General features: G+C 72.1%; 14 protein-coding genes. All 14 read left to right on the top strand.

What is annotated here, in order from left to right:
- Positions 1 to 257: 257 nt before the first annotated feature.
- Positions 258 to 2,198 (top strand): beta-L-arabinofuranosidase domain-containing protein, encoded by a 1,941-nt coding sequence (locus MTP10_RS03410; RefSeq protein WP_310707458.1) that lies wholly within the window; start codon positions 258 to 260, stop codon positions 2,196 to 2,198.
- Between the two features lie 56 nt (positions 2,199 to 2,254).
- Positions 2,255 to 3,937 carry an ABC transporter substrate-binding protein gene (locus MTP10_RS03405; protein ID WP_310707456.1) on the top strand — a complete coding sequence of 561 codons (1,683 nt, stop codon included), beginning with the start codon at positions 2,255 to 2,257 and terminating at the stop codon, positions 3,935 to 3,937.
- Between the two features lie 7 nt (positions 3,938 to 3,944).
- Entirely contained in the window at positions 3,945 to 4,901 is a 957-nt protein-coding gene (locus MTP10_RS03400) for an ABC transporter permease (RefSeq protein WP_310707455.1), read from the top strand.
- Positions 4,901 to 5,890: an ABC transporter permease gene (locus MTP10_RS03395; RefSeq protein WP_310707454.1), complete on the top strand. Its 990-nt coding sequence runs from the start codon at positions 4,901 to 4,903 to the stop codon at positions 5,888 to 5,890. The genes MTP10_RS03400 and MTP10_RS03395 overlap by 1 nt, the downstream gene beginning before the upstream one ends.
- Positions 5,887 to 6,687: an ABC transporter ATP-binding protein gene (locus tag MTP10_RS03390; RefSeq protein WP_310707452.1), complete on the top strand. Its 801-nt coding sequence runs from the start codon at positions 5,887 to 5,889 to the stop codon at positions 6,685 to 6,687. Before MTP10_RS03395 ends, MTP10_RS03390 begins: the two co-directional genes overlap by 4 nt.
- Positions 6,684 to 7,502: an ATP-binding cassette domain-containing protein gene (locus MTP10_RS03385; RefSeq protein ID WP_310707451.1), complete on the top strand. Its 819-nt coding sequence runs from the start codon at positions 6,684 to 6,686 to the stop codon at positions 7,500 to 7,502. The genes MTP10_RS03390 and MTP10_RS03385 overlap by 4 nt, the downstream gene beginning before the upstream one ends.
- Positions 7,499 to 8,791 (top strand): alpha/beta fold hydrolase, encoded by a 1,293-nt coding sequence (locus MTP10_RS03380; RefSeq protein ID WP_310707450.1) that lies wholly within the window; start codon positions 7,499 to 7,501, stop codon positions 8,789 to 8,791. Before MTP10_RS03385 ends, MTP10_RS03380 begins: the two co-directional genes overlap by 4 nt.
- Complete coding sequence (locus tag MTP10_RS03375; RefSeq protein WP_310707449.1) at positions 8,784 to 10,118, top strand: aminopeptidase P family protein; 1,335 nt, start codon at positions 8,784 to 8,786, stop codon at positions 10,116 to 10,118. Before MTP10_RS03380 ends, MTP10_RS03375 begins: the two co-directional genes overlap by 8 nt.
- A gap of 66 nt (positions 10,119 to 10,184) precedes the next feature.
- Positions 10,185 to 11,090, top strand: coding sequence for a dihydrodipicolinate synthase family protein (locus tag MTP10_RS03370; protein ID WP_310707448.1), 906 nt, complete (start codon positions 10,185 to 10,187; stop codon positions 11,088 to 11,090).
- Positions 11,091 to 11,134: 44 nt separating this feature from the next.
- Positions 11,135 to 12,088, top strand: a complete 954-nt coding sequence (locus tag MTP10_RS03365; RefSeq protein ID WP_397204250.1) for a proline racemase family protein — start codon at positions 11,135 to 11,137, stop codon at positions 12,086 to 12,088.
- Positions 12,085 to 12,768, top strand: a complete 684-nt coding sequence (locus tag MTP10_RS03360; RefSeq protein WP_310707446.1) for a GntR family transcriptional regulator — start codon at positions 12,085 to 12,087, stop codon at positions 12,766 to 12,768. Before MTP10_RS03365 ends, MTP10_RS03360 begins: the two co-directional genes overlap by 4 nt.
- Positions 12,765 to 13,940, top strand: coding sequence for an FAD-binding oxidoreductase (locus MTP10_RS03355; RefSeq protein WP_310707445.1), 1,176 nt, complete (start codon positions 12,765 to 12,767; stop codon positions 13,938 to 13,940). Before MTP10_RS03360 ends, MTP10_RS03355 begins: the two co-directional genes overlap by 4 nt.
- Positions 13,937 to 14,221, top strand: coding sequence for a (2Fe-2S)-binding protein (locus tag MTP10_RS03350; protein WP_310707444.1), 285 nt, complete (start codon positions 13,937 to 13,939; stop codon positions 14,219 to 14,221). Before MTP10_RS03355 ends, MTP10_RS03350 begins: the two co-directional genes overlap by 4 nt.
- Positions 14,205 to 15,719, top strand: a complete 1,515-nt coding sequence (locus MTP10_RS03345) for an FAD/NAD(P)-binding oxidoreductase (RefSeq protein ID WP_310707443.1) — start codon at positions 14,205 to 14,207, stop codon at positions 15,717 to 15,719. The genes MTP10_RS03350 and MTP10_RS03345 overlap by 17 nt, the downstream gene beginning before the upstream one ends.

The following is a 15,719-nucleotide window of genomic DNA, read 5'->3' as shown; positions in this document are numbered from 1 at the left end:
CACATCCGGAAAGACTGCCATGTGCAATTGCTCTGCGGGACGATCCTGGATGCGGGGCGTCGCGCCAGGTCGCGGCGCGCGGAAACGGGTTCGGCCGCCGACCGCTTCCGCCCTCTCCGCGCGGGGGAAACATGCATGTAGATCACCGTCTGGTGTTTTTTATAACGAATCGTGCAACTTCCCGTTCACCTCTTGGCGATGACCGTACGCAGTCTTAGGGTGCAGTGCAATGCCACACAGCACTAGGAGACGGATGGATGTCTGAGGAGATCGAGCAGCAGGCCGGAGCCGTGCGGACCCGGGCCGGAGCCGTCGCCCCGGTCGCCGGCGTGCGCATCACCGGGGGTCTGCTCCGTCAGTGGCAGGACCGCAACCGGCGCGCGACCATCCCGCACACCGTCGAGCAGCTGCGGGCCGCGGGCAACGTCGACAACCTCCGGAGGCTCGTCGCGGACGACGCGCCGCCGCCCTACCGGGGCCGCTACCCCTTCCTCGACACCGACCTGTACAAGACCCTCGAAGGGCTCGCGTACGAGATCGGCCGCGGCGAGGCCGGCGAGAGTGAGCGGGAGTTCTTCGACGAGGTCGTGAACCTGCTGGAGCGGGTGCAGGCCGAGGACGGTTACCTGAACTCGTTCTTCCAGGACCCCGACGCGGCCAAGAAGCCGTGGGAGGACCTGGCCTGGGGGCATGAGCTGTACAACCTGGGCCACCTCATCCAGGCCGCCGTCGCGGCGTCGCGGCGGATGGGCGACGACCGGCTGCTCGGCGTGGCGGTCAGGTTCGCCGACCTGGTGGTGCGGCGCTTCGGCGAGGGGGGCGAGGAGGCCGTCTGCGGCCATCCGCAGGTGGAGATGGCGCTCGTCGAGCTCTACCGGGAGACCGGCGAGCGCGACTACCTGACGCAGGCCCGGCTCTTCGTCGACCGCCGTGGCCAGGGCAAGCTCAAGCACAGCATCTTCCCGCCGGAGTACTTCCAGGATCATCTTCCGTTCCGCGAGCTGCCGTCGGTCACCGGGCACGCGGTGCGGATGGCCTACCTCGCCGCCGGGGCGGCCGACGTCTTCATCGAGACGGGCGACCGGACGCTCTTCGAGGCCCTGGAGCGCCTCTGGGACGACATGGTCGCCGCCAAGCTGTACATCACCGGCGGGCTCGGCAGCCGGCACTCGGACGAGGCCATCGGCGACCGGTACGAGCTGCCGTCCGAGCGGGCGTACAGCGAGACCTGCGCGGCCATCGCCACGATGCAGTGGGGCTGGCGCATGTTCCTGGCCACGGGCGGCGCGAAGTACCTCGACGTGTTCGAGCGCGTCCTCTACAACGCCTACGCGGTCGGCCTGTCCGCCGACGGCAAGGCGTTCTTCTACGACAACCCGCTGCAGCGCCGCCCCGACCACGAGCAGCGCAGCGGCGCCGAGACCGGTGGCGAGGAGCTGCGCCGGTCGTGGTTCGGCTGCCCGTGCTGCCCGCCGAACATCGTCCGGTGGATGGCCCAGCTCGGCGACTACGCGGCGGCCGAGCGCGACGGCGCGCTCTTCCTCGCCCAGTACGCCGACGCCCGCGTCGAGACGGACGCCGTCGCGCTGACCGTCGAGACGGCCTACCCGTGGGACGGCGACGTCCGGATCACGATCGAGCGGGCCCCGGCGCACCCGTACGCGCTCAAGCTGCGGATTCCGGCCTGGGCGCGCGGCGTGACGCTGGACGGCGAGCCGGTCACGGCCGAGGACGGCTGGCTGACCGTCGAGCGCCGGTGGGCGGAGGGCGACGTCCTGCGCCTGGCGCTGCCGATGCCGGTACGCGCGCACGGGGTGCACCCGTACGTGGACGCGGCCCGCGGCGCGGTGGCCGTCGCCCGCGGGCCGCTGGTCTACTGCGTCGAGCAGCAGGACGTCCCGGCCGATGTGGACGACCTCGTGCTCTCGCCGGCCGACATTGTTAGCGCGAACATCTCCGGCGCGAAGATCTCCGGCGCGAACATCTCCGGCGCGAAGATCTCCGAGGAGCCGGCAGGCGCCGTCGTTCTCCGGGTCCCGGCGAGCGTCGTCACCCCCGCGTCCGCGGAGCTCTACCCCGAGCTCGGCACGGACGCCGGCACCAGCGGGACGGCGGACGTCTCCGCCGCCCTCCTCCCCTACTTCCTGTGGGGCAATCGCAGGCCCGAGGCCATGCGCGTGTGGATCAGGACACAGTGACGGCGGCCCCCCGGCGTCGCTTCGGTAAACGGAAAGCCAGCTCGAAAGAAGGCACAATGAGGAGATCGGCCACGCTCGCCAGCGTCGCGGTGCTCACCACGTTGGCAGTCACGGCATGTGGCGGCGGAGGCGGGGAGAAGAACGCGTCCGCCTCCGGTGACGGGGCCCCGGCCGCCACCTCCGGCGGCACCGTCCACGTCCTGCAGACCGCCGACTTCTCCCACCTGGACCCCGCCCGGGGCTGGGACGGCGGGGTCAACAACTTCTACCGGCTCATCTACCGGGGTCTGACGACGTTCGGCGCGGGCCCGGGCACCGAGGGCACGAAGGTGGTCCCCGACCTCGCCACCAGCACGGGCACCCCGTCCGACGACAACAAGACGTGGACGTTCACCCTCAAGGACGACATCTTCTTCGAGGACGGCAAGCCGATCACCAGCGAGGCGGTGAAGTTCGGCTTCGAGCGCGCCTGGGACCCGGAGGCCGGCATCGGCTCCCCCTACGCGAAGCTGCTCATCGACGCGCCCAAGGACTACAAGGGCCCGTACGTCTCGGGAGACCTGGACACGATCGAGACCCCGGACCCCAAGACGGTCGTCTTCCACCTGAAGAAGCCGTTCGCCGACTTCGCCAGCGCGCTCGTGCAGCCCAACTTCGTGCCGTTCCCCAAGGGCACGGGCGCGGCCGCCGCGTTCGACGCCAAGCCGATCGCGTCGGGTCCGTACAAGGTGGAGAGCTACCAGCGTGGCTCGAAGCTGAAGCTGGTGCGCAACCCGCACTGGAAGGCCGCGACGGACACGGTTCGCGCCGCCAAGCCGGACGCGTTCGAGTTCAGCTTCGGGATCGACGGCGCGACCATCGACGAGCGCATGCTCGCCGGGCAGGGCGCGGACGCCAGCGCGATCGCGGGCGCGATCCAGCCGGCCACCGTGGCCCGCATCCAGGACCCGCGCTACAAGGCGCGCACGCTGTCCGGCTACATGGGCTGCACCACGTACATGAGCCTGAACACCACCAAGAAGCCGCTCGACGACGTGCGGGTCCGCCAGGCGATCAACTACGCGATCAACAAGGACAACGTGGTCGCCGGTGACGGCGGCACGACGCTGGCCACCAAGGGCGGAGCGATCCAGCCGCCGACGATCGTCGGCCGGCTGGACTACGACCCGTACCCGACGGACCCGGCCAAGGCGAAGCAGCTGCTGGCCGAGGCGGGCCAGGACAAGGGCTTCGACCTGACCCTGGACGTGCGCCCGGTGCCGCGCCAGCAGGGCATGGCGGTCGCCATCCAGGAGTCGCTGAAGCCGCTGGGCGTCAACGTCAAGATCAACAACATGGACACGTCCACCTTCTACGAGGTGATCGGCACGCCCGCCCGCCAGCACGACGCCGCCCTCACCGGCTGGTGCCCGGACTGGTCGTCCGGCGCCACCTTCCTGCCTCCGCTGTTCGACGGCCGCAACATCTTCGACAAGGGCAACAGCAACCTCGCCCAGATCGACGACGAGGCCATCAACAAGAAGATCGACGAGATCGCCGCGATGACCGACGTCAACGCCGCCAACGCGGCCTACGGCGAGCTCGACAAGCAGATCATGGAGAAGGCGCCGATCGTGCCCCTGCTCTACGAGAAGAACGTGACGGTCATCGGCGAGAACATCGCGGGTGCCTACCTCAACGACTCGTACTCCGCCGGGATCGACCTGGTCTCGGTCGGGCTCAAGGACCCGAGCAAGTAGGACGGCCATGACCATCGCCGCAACCTCGCACGACGCGATGGCGGACCCCCTGGCGGGCGCGGGCACCGCGCCCGCCACGGAGGGGCGCCGGATCGCGGGCGCCCTGCTGCGCGACCGGGGCGCCGTCCTCAGCACGGCGTTCCTCGTCCTGGTCGTGCTGATGGCGATCTGCGCGCCGCTGATCTCCGCCGTCACCGGGCACGGGCCGAACGACTTCGACCCCGCCGCCGTGGACACCAACCTCGGCGGGCTGCCGCGCGGCTCGTTCGGCGGTGTCAGCGCCGACCACCTGCTCGGGGTGGAGCCGCAGAACGGCCGCGACATCCTGGCCCGCATCGCCTACGGCGCCCGCGTGTCGTTCCTGATCGCGATCTCGGCGACCGTGCTGACCACCCTGCTCGGCGTGGTGTTCGGCCTGCTGGCCGGGTTCTACCAGGGCTGGGTGGACCAGGCGATCTCGCGCGTCATGGACTTCCTGATGGCCTTCCCCGCGCTGATCTTCATGATCGCGATCCTGTCGTCCCTGCCGACGGGCAACCGCTCGGTCCTGCTGGTCACGGTGATCACCGTGTTCGGCTGGCCGTACCTGGCGCGGGTGGTGCGCGGACAGACGCTCACGCTGGTGAACCGGGAGTTCGTCGAGGCCGCCCGCGCCTCCGGCGCGTCCACCCGGGCCATCGTGTTCAAGGAGATCCTGCCGAACCTCCGCAACTCCCTCATCGTCATGACGACCCTGGCCGTCCCCGGCTACATCGGCACCGAGGCCGGCCTGTCGTTCCTCGGGGTCGGCGTCACCCCGCCGACTCCCTCGTGGGGCCAGATGATCTCCAGTGCGGTGAGCTGGTACGCGACCGACCCGATGTACTTCGCGGTGCCCGGACTCTTCCTCTTCCTCACGGTGCTCTCGCTGACCGTGCTCGGGGACCGGGTCCGCGCCGCCACCGACGCGGGGGAGGCGTCCTGATGGCCCGCTACGTCGCCGGCCGGATCGCCGGGCTCGTCGTCCTGCTCTTCCTGGTCTGCCTGTTCACGTACCTGATCTTCTTCAAGCTGTCGCCGGACCCGGCGCTGATGATCTGCGGCAAGACCTGCACCCCCGACCGCGTCGCGCAGATCCGCACCTCGCTGGGGCTCGACCAGCCGTTCGTCACGCAGTTCTGGGACTACGTGAGCGGGATCGTCGCCGGCCGCGACTACGGCAGCGGGGCGAACCTCATCCACTGCCCGGCGCCCTGCCTCGGCTACTCCTTCCAGAGCAGCCAGTCGGTCACGCAGATGATCGTGGACCGGCTCCCGGTCAGCGCCACGGTCGCGGTGGGCGCGGCGGTCCTCTGGCTGATCGTCGGCATCGCCGCCGGCCTGCTGAGCGCGGTCAAGGAGGGCTCCTGGTGGGACCGGGCCGCCATGGGCCTCGCCCTCGGCGGCGCCAGCATTCCCAACTACGTGCTCGCGCTGACCCTGCAGTACGTCCTCGTGGTCAAGCTGCAGATCCTGCCGTTCCCCTCGGCCGTGCCGTTCTCGGACGACCCGGTCCTGTGGTTCCAGTCGTACCTCATGCCGTGGCTGGTGCTCGCCACCGGTTACGCCTGCCTGTACGCCCGCCTGACCAGGGCGAACGTGATCGACGCGCTGGCGCAGAACTTCATGCGCACCGCCCGGTCCAAGGGCATGAGCCCGGTGCTCACCATGCGCCGGCACGCGCTGCGGCCCGCGCTGACCCCGATCGTCACCATCTTCGGCATGGACTTCGCCGCGCTCATGGGCGGCGCGCTGATCACCGAGACCGTCTTCGGCCTCAACGGCATCGGCAAGATGGCGGCCGACTCGATCGCCAAGAACGACCAGCCGGTGATCATGGCGGTCACCCTCCTGGCGGCGTTCTTCGTGATGGCCGGCAACGTCGTGGTCGACCTGCTCTACACCGGTCTCGACCCGAGAGTGAGGGTGTCATGAGCGAGCTGCTCGTCGTCGAGGACCTCACGGTGACCTTCCCGACCACGCGCGGCCCCGTGGACGTGGTCAAGGACGTGTCGTTCACGGTGGGGCGGAACGAGACCGTCGGCATCGTGGGCGAGTCCGGCTCCGGCAAGTCGATGACCAGCCTGGCCGTCATGGGCCTGCTGCCGTCCGGGGCGCTCACGCGGGGCAGCATCCGGCTGGACGGCGTCGAGCTGCTGGGCCGGACGGACAGGGAGATGCGCCGTATCCGGGGCGAACAGGCTTCGATGATCTTCCAGGACCCGCTGTCGTCCCTGAATCCCTACTACACGGTCGGCCTGCAGATCGAGGAGATGTACCGGGCCCACCGGAAGAGCTCGCAGCGGGCGGCCAGGAAGGTCGCCGTCGAGGCTCTGACGCAGGTGGGCATCCCCGAGCCCGAGCGGCGGGCCGGTTACTACCCCCACCAGTTCTCCGGCGGGCAGCGGCAGCGCATCATGATCGCGATGGCGCTGGTCTGCTCGCCCGCGCTGCTCATCGCGGACGAGCCGACCACCGCCCTGGACGTGACCGTGCAGGCGCAGATCCTGCGCCTGCTGGCCGGCCTCCAGCAGGAGACCGGCACCGGCATGGTGTTCGTCACCCACGACCTGGCCGTGATCAGCTCGATCGCCACCCGCGTGCTGGTCATGTGCCGTGGTGAGCAGGTCGAGTACGGCGACGCCGAGCAGGTCTTCTCCGCGCCCCGGCACGACTACACGCGGATGCTGCTGGAGAGCATCCCGCGCATCGACGACGAGGTGGTCCTGTGAGTGACGTGCTGCTCCGCGCCCGCGACCTGACCAAGCGGTTCGCGGTGCGCGGACCGTACCGGCGCAGGACCGAGTTCACCGCGGTGGACGAGGTCAGCTTCGACGTGCGGCTCGGGGAGACCCTCGCCGTCGTCGGCGAGTCCGGGTGCGGCAAGTCGACCAGCGCGCGGATCGTCGCCAAGCTGATGGAGCCGACCTCCGGCACTCTGGAGTTCGAGGGCGAGGACATCACCCGCGCCACCGGCGCCCGGCTCGCCCGCTACCGCGCCGACGTGCAGGTCGTCTTCCAGGACCCGTTCTCCTCGCTCAACCCCCGGCACACCGTGGAGCGCATCCTCATGGCGCCGCTGGACTACCAGGGCATCGCCCCGAAGGGCGGCCGCCGGGCGTACACCAGGGAGCTGATGGAGCGGGTCGGCCTCAACCCCGACCACGCGCAGCGCTACCCCGCCCAGTTCTCCGGCGGGCAGGCGCAGCGGATCGGCATCGCGCGGGCGCTGGCCGTCAACCCCAAGCTGGTGATCTGCGACGAGGCCGTGTCCGCCCTGGACGTCTCCGTCCAGGCCCAGGTCATCGAGCTGCTGCGGCGGCTGCAGCGGGAGAGCGGGTTCAGCTACATCTTCATCGCCCACGACCTGGCCGTGGTCCGGCAGCTCGCGCAGCGGGTGGCCGTCATGAACAAGGGCAAGATCGTGGAGGAGGGTCCCTGCGAGGAGGTCTTCCGGTCTCCGCGTGACGAGTACACCCGAACGTTGCTGGCCGCGATCCCCCGGATCAACCCCGAATGGGACCGCAGAAGGAGGGCCGCCCAGTGAGCGTCACCGCCACGTACACCATCCCGGGCATGCTCGTGCGCGACCACGTCACGCCCGTGCCGCTCGACTGGTCCGACCCGGCGCGCGGCCGGATCGACCTCTTCTTCCGCGAGCTCGTCGACCCGGGACGGGCCCGCGAGGACCTGCCGTGTCTGGTCTACCTGCAGGGCGGCCCCGGCGGGAAGGGACCGCGCCCGCTCAACGCCGACGGGTGGATCGGCCAGGCCCTGAAGACGCACCGGGTCATCGTGATGGACCAGCGCGGCACCGGCCGCAGCAGCCGGATCGACGGCCGCCGGATGAGCGCGTTCGCGACCGCCGAGGAGGGCGCCGAGTTCCTCGCGTGCTTCCGCGCCGACGCGATCGTGGCCGACCACGAGCACGTGCGCAGGACGTTCTTCGGCGGCCGGCGCTGGAGCACGATCGGGCAGTCGTACGGCGGCTTCCTCACGCTGACGTACCTGTCGGTGGCGCCGGAGGCGCTCAGCTCGTGCCGCGTCACGGGCGGCCTGGCCGGCCTCGACCCGTCGGCGGCCGAGGTCTACCGGCGCACGTACCCGCGGGTCGAGGCCAAGAACAAGGAGTTCTACCGGCGCTACCCGCAGCACATCGAGCAGGTGGGCCGCATCGCCGACCGGCTGGCGGGCGGCGACGTGCTGCTGCCCGACGGCGACGTGCTCACGGTCCGGCGGCTCCAGTCGCTCGGCATCGACTTCGGCATGAAGCCCGGCTACGAGCGCATGCACTACCTGCTCGACGAGGCGTTCAACGGGGACGAGCTGTCGGCGGTGTTCCTGCACCAGGTGCTGGCACGCAGCTCCTACAGCGACAACCCGCTGTTCGCGGCGCTGCAGGAGAGCATCTACGGCCACGGCGCGGGCGCGACCGCGTGGGCGGCGCAGGAGGAGCGGGCCCGGCATCCGCAGTTCGCGGAGGAGGCCAGGCCGCTGCTGTTCACCGGCGAGATGATCTACCCCTGGATGTTCGAGGAGATCGCCGAGCTGCGACCGTTCCGGGGCGCCGTCGAGGCGATGGCCGCCCGCGAGGAGTGGCCCCCGCTGTACGACCTCGACCGGCTGGCCGCCAACGAGGTCCCCGTCGCCGCCGCCGTCTACTACGACGACATATACGTGGACGCCGGCCTGCAACTGGACACCGCCTCCCGGGTGGGGAACACCCGGTGCTGGGTCACCAACGAGTACGAGCACGACGGCATCAGCGACCCCAGGGTCTTCGACCGGCTGGGCGAGCTGATCCGCGACATGGGAGGAGAGATCATCGGTGCGTGAAGGCAGGCCCCCCAAGCTTTCCGAGATCCCCGCGTTCACCGCGTACATGAACACCGGCTGGGCCACGCCCGACCGGACCCCGCCGGTCGTGCCGGGCGCGGCCCGGGCGGCGGCGGCCCACCGGGCCAGGCTGGCCGAGGCGCTCCCCGGCCGGACCGTCGTGCTGGGCGCGGGCGAGGCGCCGACCCGCAGCAACGACACGGCCTACGACTTCCGGCCGGACAGCGACTTCTTCTGGCTGACGGGCTGCGCGGTGGAGAACGCCGTCGTGGTGCTGCGCGGCGCCGACGCCACCCTCTACCTGCCGCCGCCCGCCTACCCGGGCGAGCCCGGGTTCTGGACGGACGCCAGGTACGGCGAGCTCTGGGTGGGGGCCGCGCCGGGCCTGGAGGACTGGGCGGCGGCGCTGGAGGTCCCGGTCCGGCCGCTGGCCGAGCTCGCGGAGCTCGGCGTGGACCCGGCCGCGCCCCTGGACGAGGAGGTCGGCCGGACGCTGGCCGAGCTGCGCATGTTCAAGGACGACTGGGAGATCGGCCAGCTCCGCGAGGCGGTGGACCGTACGGTCGAGGGCTTCGCCGCCGTCGTCCGCGAGATCCCCGCCGCGGTGGCCGGGCCCGGCGAGCGGTGGCTCCAGGGCACGTTCGACCGTTACGCCCGCGCCTACGGCAACGGCCCCGGCTACGCCTCGATCGTGGGCAGCGGCCGGCACGCGCCGACGCTGCACTGGGTGCGCTGCGACGGCCCGGTGCTGCCGGACGAGCTGGTCCTCCTGGACATGGGCGTGGAGACCCACGCGTACTACACGGCCGACGTGACGAGGACGTTCCCCGCGTCGGGGACTTTCTCCCCGGCGCAGCGGCAGGCACACGACCTGGTGGAGCGGGCGCACCGGGCCGGCCTCGCGGCGGTGGGCCCGGGCCGGCGCTTCACGGACTTCCACCACGCGGCCATGGAGGTCATCGCGCACGGCCTGGCCGACTGGGGACTGCTGCCTGTCTCGGTGGACGAGGCGCTGTCCGACACCGGGCAGCACCACCGCCGCTACCTGGTGTGCGGCATCGGCCACCACCTGGGCCTGGACGTGCACGACTGCGCCAGGGCGCCCGAGGAGTCCTACCACGGCGCCGTCATGGCGCCCGGCATGGTGCTCACCGTGGAGCCCGGACTGTACTTCCACGCGCACGACCTGACCGTGCCCCCGGAGCTGCGCGGGATCGGCGTCCGCATCGAGGACGACCTCCTGGTCACCGCCGAGGGCGCCGAGGTCCTGTCCGCCGCGCTGCCCCTCGACGCACCTGGGCTGGAGAAATGGATGGCCGCCGTGTAGTCAGCCATGTAGTCGATGTGACATTGCACCAGTAATCTCGGACACCCTGACAGAGGAGACCTCAGCATGACCACCGCCGCCACGCCCTGGCGCGGCATCCACGTCGCGTCGGCCCTGCCCTTCAACGACGACCTGTCCGTCGACTACGACGCGTTCGCCGACCACGTGCGCTTCCTCGCCGCGGGCGGCTGCGACGGCGTGACGCCCAACGGGTCGCTGGGCGAGTACCAGACGCTCACCCCGGAGGAGCGGGCCCGCGTCGTCGAGACGGCCGTCCAGGCCGCCCCCGCCGGGTTCGGCGTCATGCCGGGCGTCGCCGCCTACGGCGCGCAGGAGGCCCGCCGCTGGGCCGAGCAGGCGGCCGAGGCCGGAGCCGCGTCCGTGCTCCTGCTCCCGCCGAACGCCTACCGCGCGGAGCGGGAGGCCGTGGTCCAGCACTACCGCGAGGTGGCCAAGGCCGGGCTGCCCGTCGTCGCCTACAACAACCCGATCGACACCAAGGTGGACCTGACCCCGGACCTGCTCGCCGAGCTGTTCGGCGAGGGGCTCATCGTCGGGGTCAAGGAGTTCACCGGCGACGTGCGCAGGGCGTACCAGATCGCCGAGCTGGCGCCCGGTCTGGACCTGCTCATCGGCGCCGACGACGTGCTGCTCGAACTGGGCATCGCCGGAGCGGTAGGCTGGATCGCCGGCTACCCGAACATGATTCCCGAGGCCACGGTCCGCCTCTACAAGCTGGCCACCTCGGGCGACCCGGCCGACCTCGCGGAGGCGTCGCGGATCTACCGCGACCTGCACCCGCTGCTGCGCTGGGACTCCCGGACCGAGTTCGTCCAGTCGATCAAGCTGTCGATGGACCTCGCGGGGCTCAAGGGCGGCGCCTGCCGGCCGCCGCGCCTGCCGCTCTCGCCCGAGCTGACCGCCCGCATCACCGCCGACACCGAAGCCGTCATCCGCAAGGGTTACAAGTGAGATCACGCCGCACTTTCCACGCCGTCGACTCCCACACCGAGGGCATGCCCACCCGGGTGATCGTCGGCGGCGTGGGCGTCATCCCCGGCGCCACCATGGCCGAGCGCCGGCAGTGGTTCATGGACAACAGCGACGACGTCCGGACGCTGCTCATGTACGAGCCGCGCGGCCACTCCGCGATGAGCGGCGCGATCCTGCAGCCGCCGACCCGTCCCGACGCCGACTACGGCGTGCTGTTCATCGAGGTCTCCGGGCTGCTGCCGATGTGCGGGCACGGCACCATCGGCGTCGCCACCGTCCTCGTGGAGACCGGGATGGTGCCCGTGGTGGAGCCGGTGACCACGATCAGGCTCGACACGCCCGCCGGGCTCGTGGTCGCGTCCGTGGCGGTCGAGGACGGTGCGGCGACCTCGGTCACGATCGAGAACGTTCCCTCGTTCTCGTACGCGCTGGACCAGAAGGTCGAGGTGCCCGGCTTCGGCGAGGTGGGCTACGACCTCGCCTTCGGCGGCAACTTCTACGCCGTCGTCGAGCTGGCGGAGCTCGGGCTGCCCTTCGACCGCTCGCGCGCCGGCGACCTGCTGAGCGCGGGGCTCGCCATCATGGACGCCGTCAACGAGCACGACCGCCCCGTCCACCCCGAACGCGCCGACATCAACGGGTGCCACCACGTCTACCTGAAGGCGCCCGGCTCGACCGCCAAGCTGTCGCGGCACGCCATGGCCATCCACCCCGGCTGGTTCGACCGCTCGCCGTGCGGCACCGGGACGAGCGCCCGGATGGCGCAGCTCCACGCCCGCGGCGAGCTGGCGATCGGGGAGGACTTCGTGAACGAGTCCTTCATCGGCACGCGTTTCACCGGGCGGCTGCTCGGCGAGACGACGGTGGGCGCGCTCCCCGCGGTGCTGCCGTCGATCACCGGCCGCGCCTGGGTCACCGGCACCTCGCAGTTCCACCTGGACCCCACCGACCCGTTCCCCGCGGGGTTCCTGCTGTGAGCCTCTCACCGGTCCCGGAGCTGCCCGAGATCGGTCCCAGGGAGAACCTGCGCGACCGGATCAGGGCCGCCCTGCGCGCCGCCATCATCTCCGGCGAGCTGGAGCCCGGCGTCGTGTACTCGGCGCCGGCGCTCGGCACCCAGTTCGGCGTCTCGGCCACGCCCGTGCGCGAGGCCATGCTGGACCTGGTGAAGGAGGGCCTGGTCGTCCCGCAGCCGAACAAGGGTTTCCGGGTCACGGTGGTGTCCGAGGAGGACCTCGACAACCTGGCCGCCGTACGGCTGCTGATCGAGCCGCCGGCCGTGCGGGAGAGCGTGGCCGTGATCCCGGAGGAGGACTTCCCCGAGCTGCGGCGGCTGGCCCAGGCCATCGTCGACGCCGCCGAGGGGGGCGACCTCGTCGGGTACGTCGAGGCGGACCACGTCTTCCACCTGACCCTGCTCGGGTACAGCCGCAACCGGTTCCTGGTGGACGTCGTGTCCAACCTGCGCTCCCAGACGCGGCTGCTCGGCCTGACCCCGCTGCTGCAGAGCGGCAGGCTGGCCCGCTCGGCCGCCGAGCACCACGAGCTGCTCGACCTCGTCCAGGCCCGCGACCCCGTCGGAGCCGAGCTCCTGATGCACCGCCACATCGGCCATGTGCGCGGTCTGTGGGCGGGTGGCGCCAAGGGGGCGACATGAGCGCCCGCGGCGCCGGCGGCGCCGACCTGGTCGTGGTCGGCGCCGGCGTGGTGGGGGCGGCGAGCGCGTACTTCGCGTCGCTCGCCGGCCTGCGGGTGGTCGTCGTCGAGCGCGGACCCATCGCCGGAGGGACCTCCAGCGCCGGCGAGGGCAACCTGCTCGTCTCCGACAAGGAGGCCGGTCCCGAGCTGGACCTGGCCCTGTACTCGCAGCGGGTGTGGCGTGAGGATCTGGCCGAGCACGCCGGGCTGTGGGAGTTCGAGGCCAAGGGCGGCCTGGTCGTCGCGGGCTCGGAGGCGAGCGTGGCGTCGCTGCGCGAGCTGGGCGCCCACCAGCGCCGGCACGGCGTCGAGGTCCGCGACGTCGGGCGGGACGAGCTGCCCGACTACGAGCCGCACCTGTCGCCGGAGCTCGCCGGGGCGGCCTTCTACCCGCAGGACGCCCAGGTCCAGCCGATGCTGGTGGTCGCCCATCTGCTCCGGCTGGCCCGGGGGCTCGGCGCGGAGGTGCGTACCCGTACCGAGGTGACGGGTTTCCTGCGCGACGGCGACCGGGTGACGGGCGTGCGCACGACCGGCGGCGACATCCCCGCCGGAGCGGTGCTCAACGCGGCGGGCACGTGGGCGGGCGGCCTGGCGGGACTCGCCGGGGTGTCCCTGCCGGTGCTGCCCCGGCGCGGGTTCGTGCTGGTCACCCAGCCCATGCCGCCCCGCACGATCCGGCACAAGGTCTACGCCGCCGAGTACGTGGGCGACGTGGCCAGCTCCGACGCGGCCCTGCAGACCTCGCCCGTCGTGGAGGGCACCGACAGCGGCACGATCCTCATCGGCGCCTCCCGGGAGCGCGTCGGCTTCGACCGCACGCCGTCCGTCGAGGCGATCGCCGCCCTGGCCGCCAAGGCGATCGCGCTGTTCCCGATGCTGCGCGAGGTCCGCGCCATGCGCACCTACCTGGGCTTCCGGCCCTACTGCCCGGACCACCTGCCGGTCATCGGCCCCGACCCGCGCGCGCCCGGCCTGTGGCACGCCTGCGGCCACGAGGGCGCCGGCATCGGCCTGTCCGCGGGCACCGGCAAGCTCGTCGCCCAGGCCCTCACGGGGCGAAGCCCGGACCTGGACCTCAAGCCGTTCGCCCCCGACCGCTTCCCCGACATGGAAGAAGTGCTCCCGTGACCCACCGGATGACCTTCCGCGGCGCCGCCGTTCCCGCGGAGCCCGGTCAGAGCGTCGGCGCCGCCCTGGTCGCGGCCGGCATCCTCGACTGGCGCGTCACCCGTAAGGCGGGCCGGCCGCGCGGCCTGTTCTGCGGCATCGGCGTCTGCTTCGACTGCCTGATCACCATCGACGGCGTTTCGGACCGCCGGGCCTGCCTCGTCCCGGCCGCCGACGGCATGCGCCTCGGCGACGACCCGCACGAGGCTTCGGGAGGGGGCGGCCATGACGGACACGCATGACGTCGCCGTGGTCGGGGCCGGCCCGGCCGGGCTCGCCGCCGCCGTCGCGGCCGCCGAGGCCGGCCTCCGGGTCGCCGTCGTGGACGGCGCCGGACAGCCCGGCGGCCAGTTCTGGCGGCACTACGACGAGAGGCACGCCCGGCCCGGCGACCGCGCCGGCCACCACGGCTGGCCGCTGTTCGTCAGGCTCCGCGACCGCCTGTACGCCCTCGGCGCCGCCGGCCGGATCCGCTACCTGCCCGGCCGCCAGGTCTACCTCGTCACGCGGGACGAGACGGGCGCGTTCACCCTACGCACCACGCCGTCCGCCTCCCTCGGGGAGTCCGGAAGGGAGTCCGGAAGGGAGTCCGGAAGGGAGTCCGGAGCGGACGGGGCCGGTGACGTCGTCGCGCGCGCGCTCGTCCTCTGCACGGGGGGATACGACCGGCAACTGCCCGTCCCCGGCTGGGACCTGCCGGGCGTGATGACGGCCGGGGGAGTGCAGGCCCTGCTCAAGGGGCATCGCACGCTCGCGGGCGGCCGGGCCGTGGTCGCCGGCACCGGGCCGTTCCTGCTCCCGGTGGCCACCGGGCTCGCGCAGGCCGGGGCGTCCGTGGTGGCCGTCGCCGAGGCCAACGGCACGCTCGGCTGGCTGCGCGACCCCGTGGGGGCCGCCTCCGTCCCCGGCAAGGCCGTCGAGGCGCTGCAGTACGCCGCGCTCCTGGCCCGCCACCGCATCCCGTACCGCACCAGGACCGTCGTGAGCCGCATCCTCGGGGAGGACAGGGTCGAGGCGGTCCGGCTGACCGGGGTCGACCGGGACGGCCGCCCGGCCGGCCCGGTCAGGGAGGTCGCCGCCGACCTCGTCGCCCTCGGCTGGGGCTTCACCCCCTCCCTCGAACTGGCGCTCATGCTGGGCGCCGGCACGAGGAAGGACGTCGACGGCTCCCTCGTCGTGACCGTGGACGCCTTCCAGCGCAGCAGCGTCGAGGGCGTGTACGTCGCGGGAGAGGCGACCGGGGTGGGCGGCGCGGTGCTGGCCACGCAGGAGGGCCGCCTGAGCGGTCTCGCCGTCGCCCGCTCGCTCGGCCACCCGGTCAGTCCCGCCGTGATGACCCGGCTGCGCGGGGTGATCGGACGCGGGCGGCGGTTCGCCGCGGCCATGCACCGGACGTACCCCGTACCGCGTGCCTGGACGGAGTGGCTGCGGGACGAGACGCTCGTCTGCCGCTGCGAGGAGGTCTCCTACGGCGACCTGCGACGGGCGCACGACGACCTCGGCGCGGACGACCCGCGCACCCTGAAGATGCTGGCCAGGCCCGGTATGGGCTGGTGCCAGGGACGGGTGTGCGGCTTCGCGACCGCGGGCGTCGCGGCCTGCCTGAGCCGCCGCGAGACCACGGCCGAGGACCTGCGCCCGCTGTCCACCCGCAGCCTGGCGGCGCCCGTGACCCTGGGCGAGCTGGCCGCCCTCGACCGGCACCCGACCGTCAGTGACCCCACCGAAGAAAGAGGATGA

Source organism: Nonomuraea sp. 3-1Str, from assembly GCF_031570565.1.
Taxonomy (GTDB): Bacteria; Actinomycetota; Actinomycetes; order Streptosporangiales; family Streptosporangiaceae; genus Nonomuraea.
Note: the sequence above shows the minus strand (reverse complement) of the source record. Positions and strands in the feature narration are given on the sequence as shown.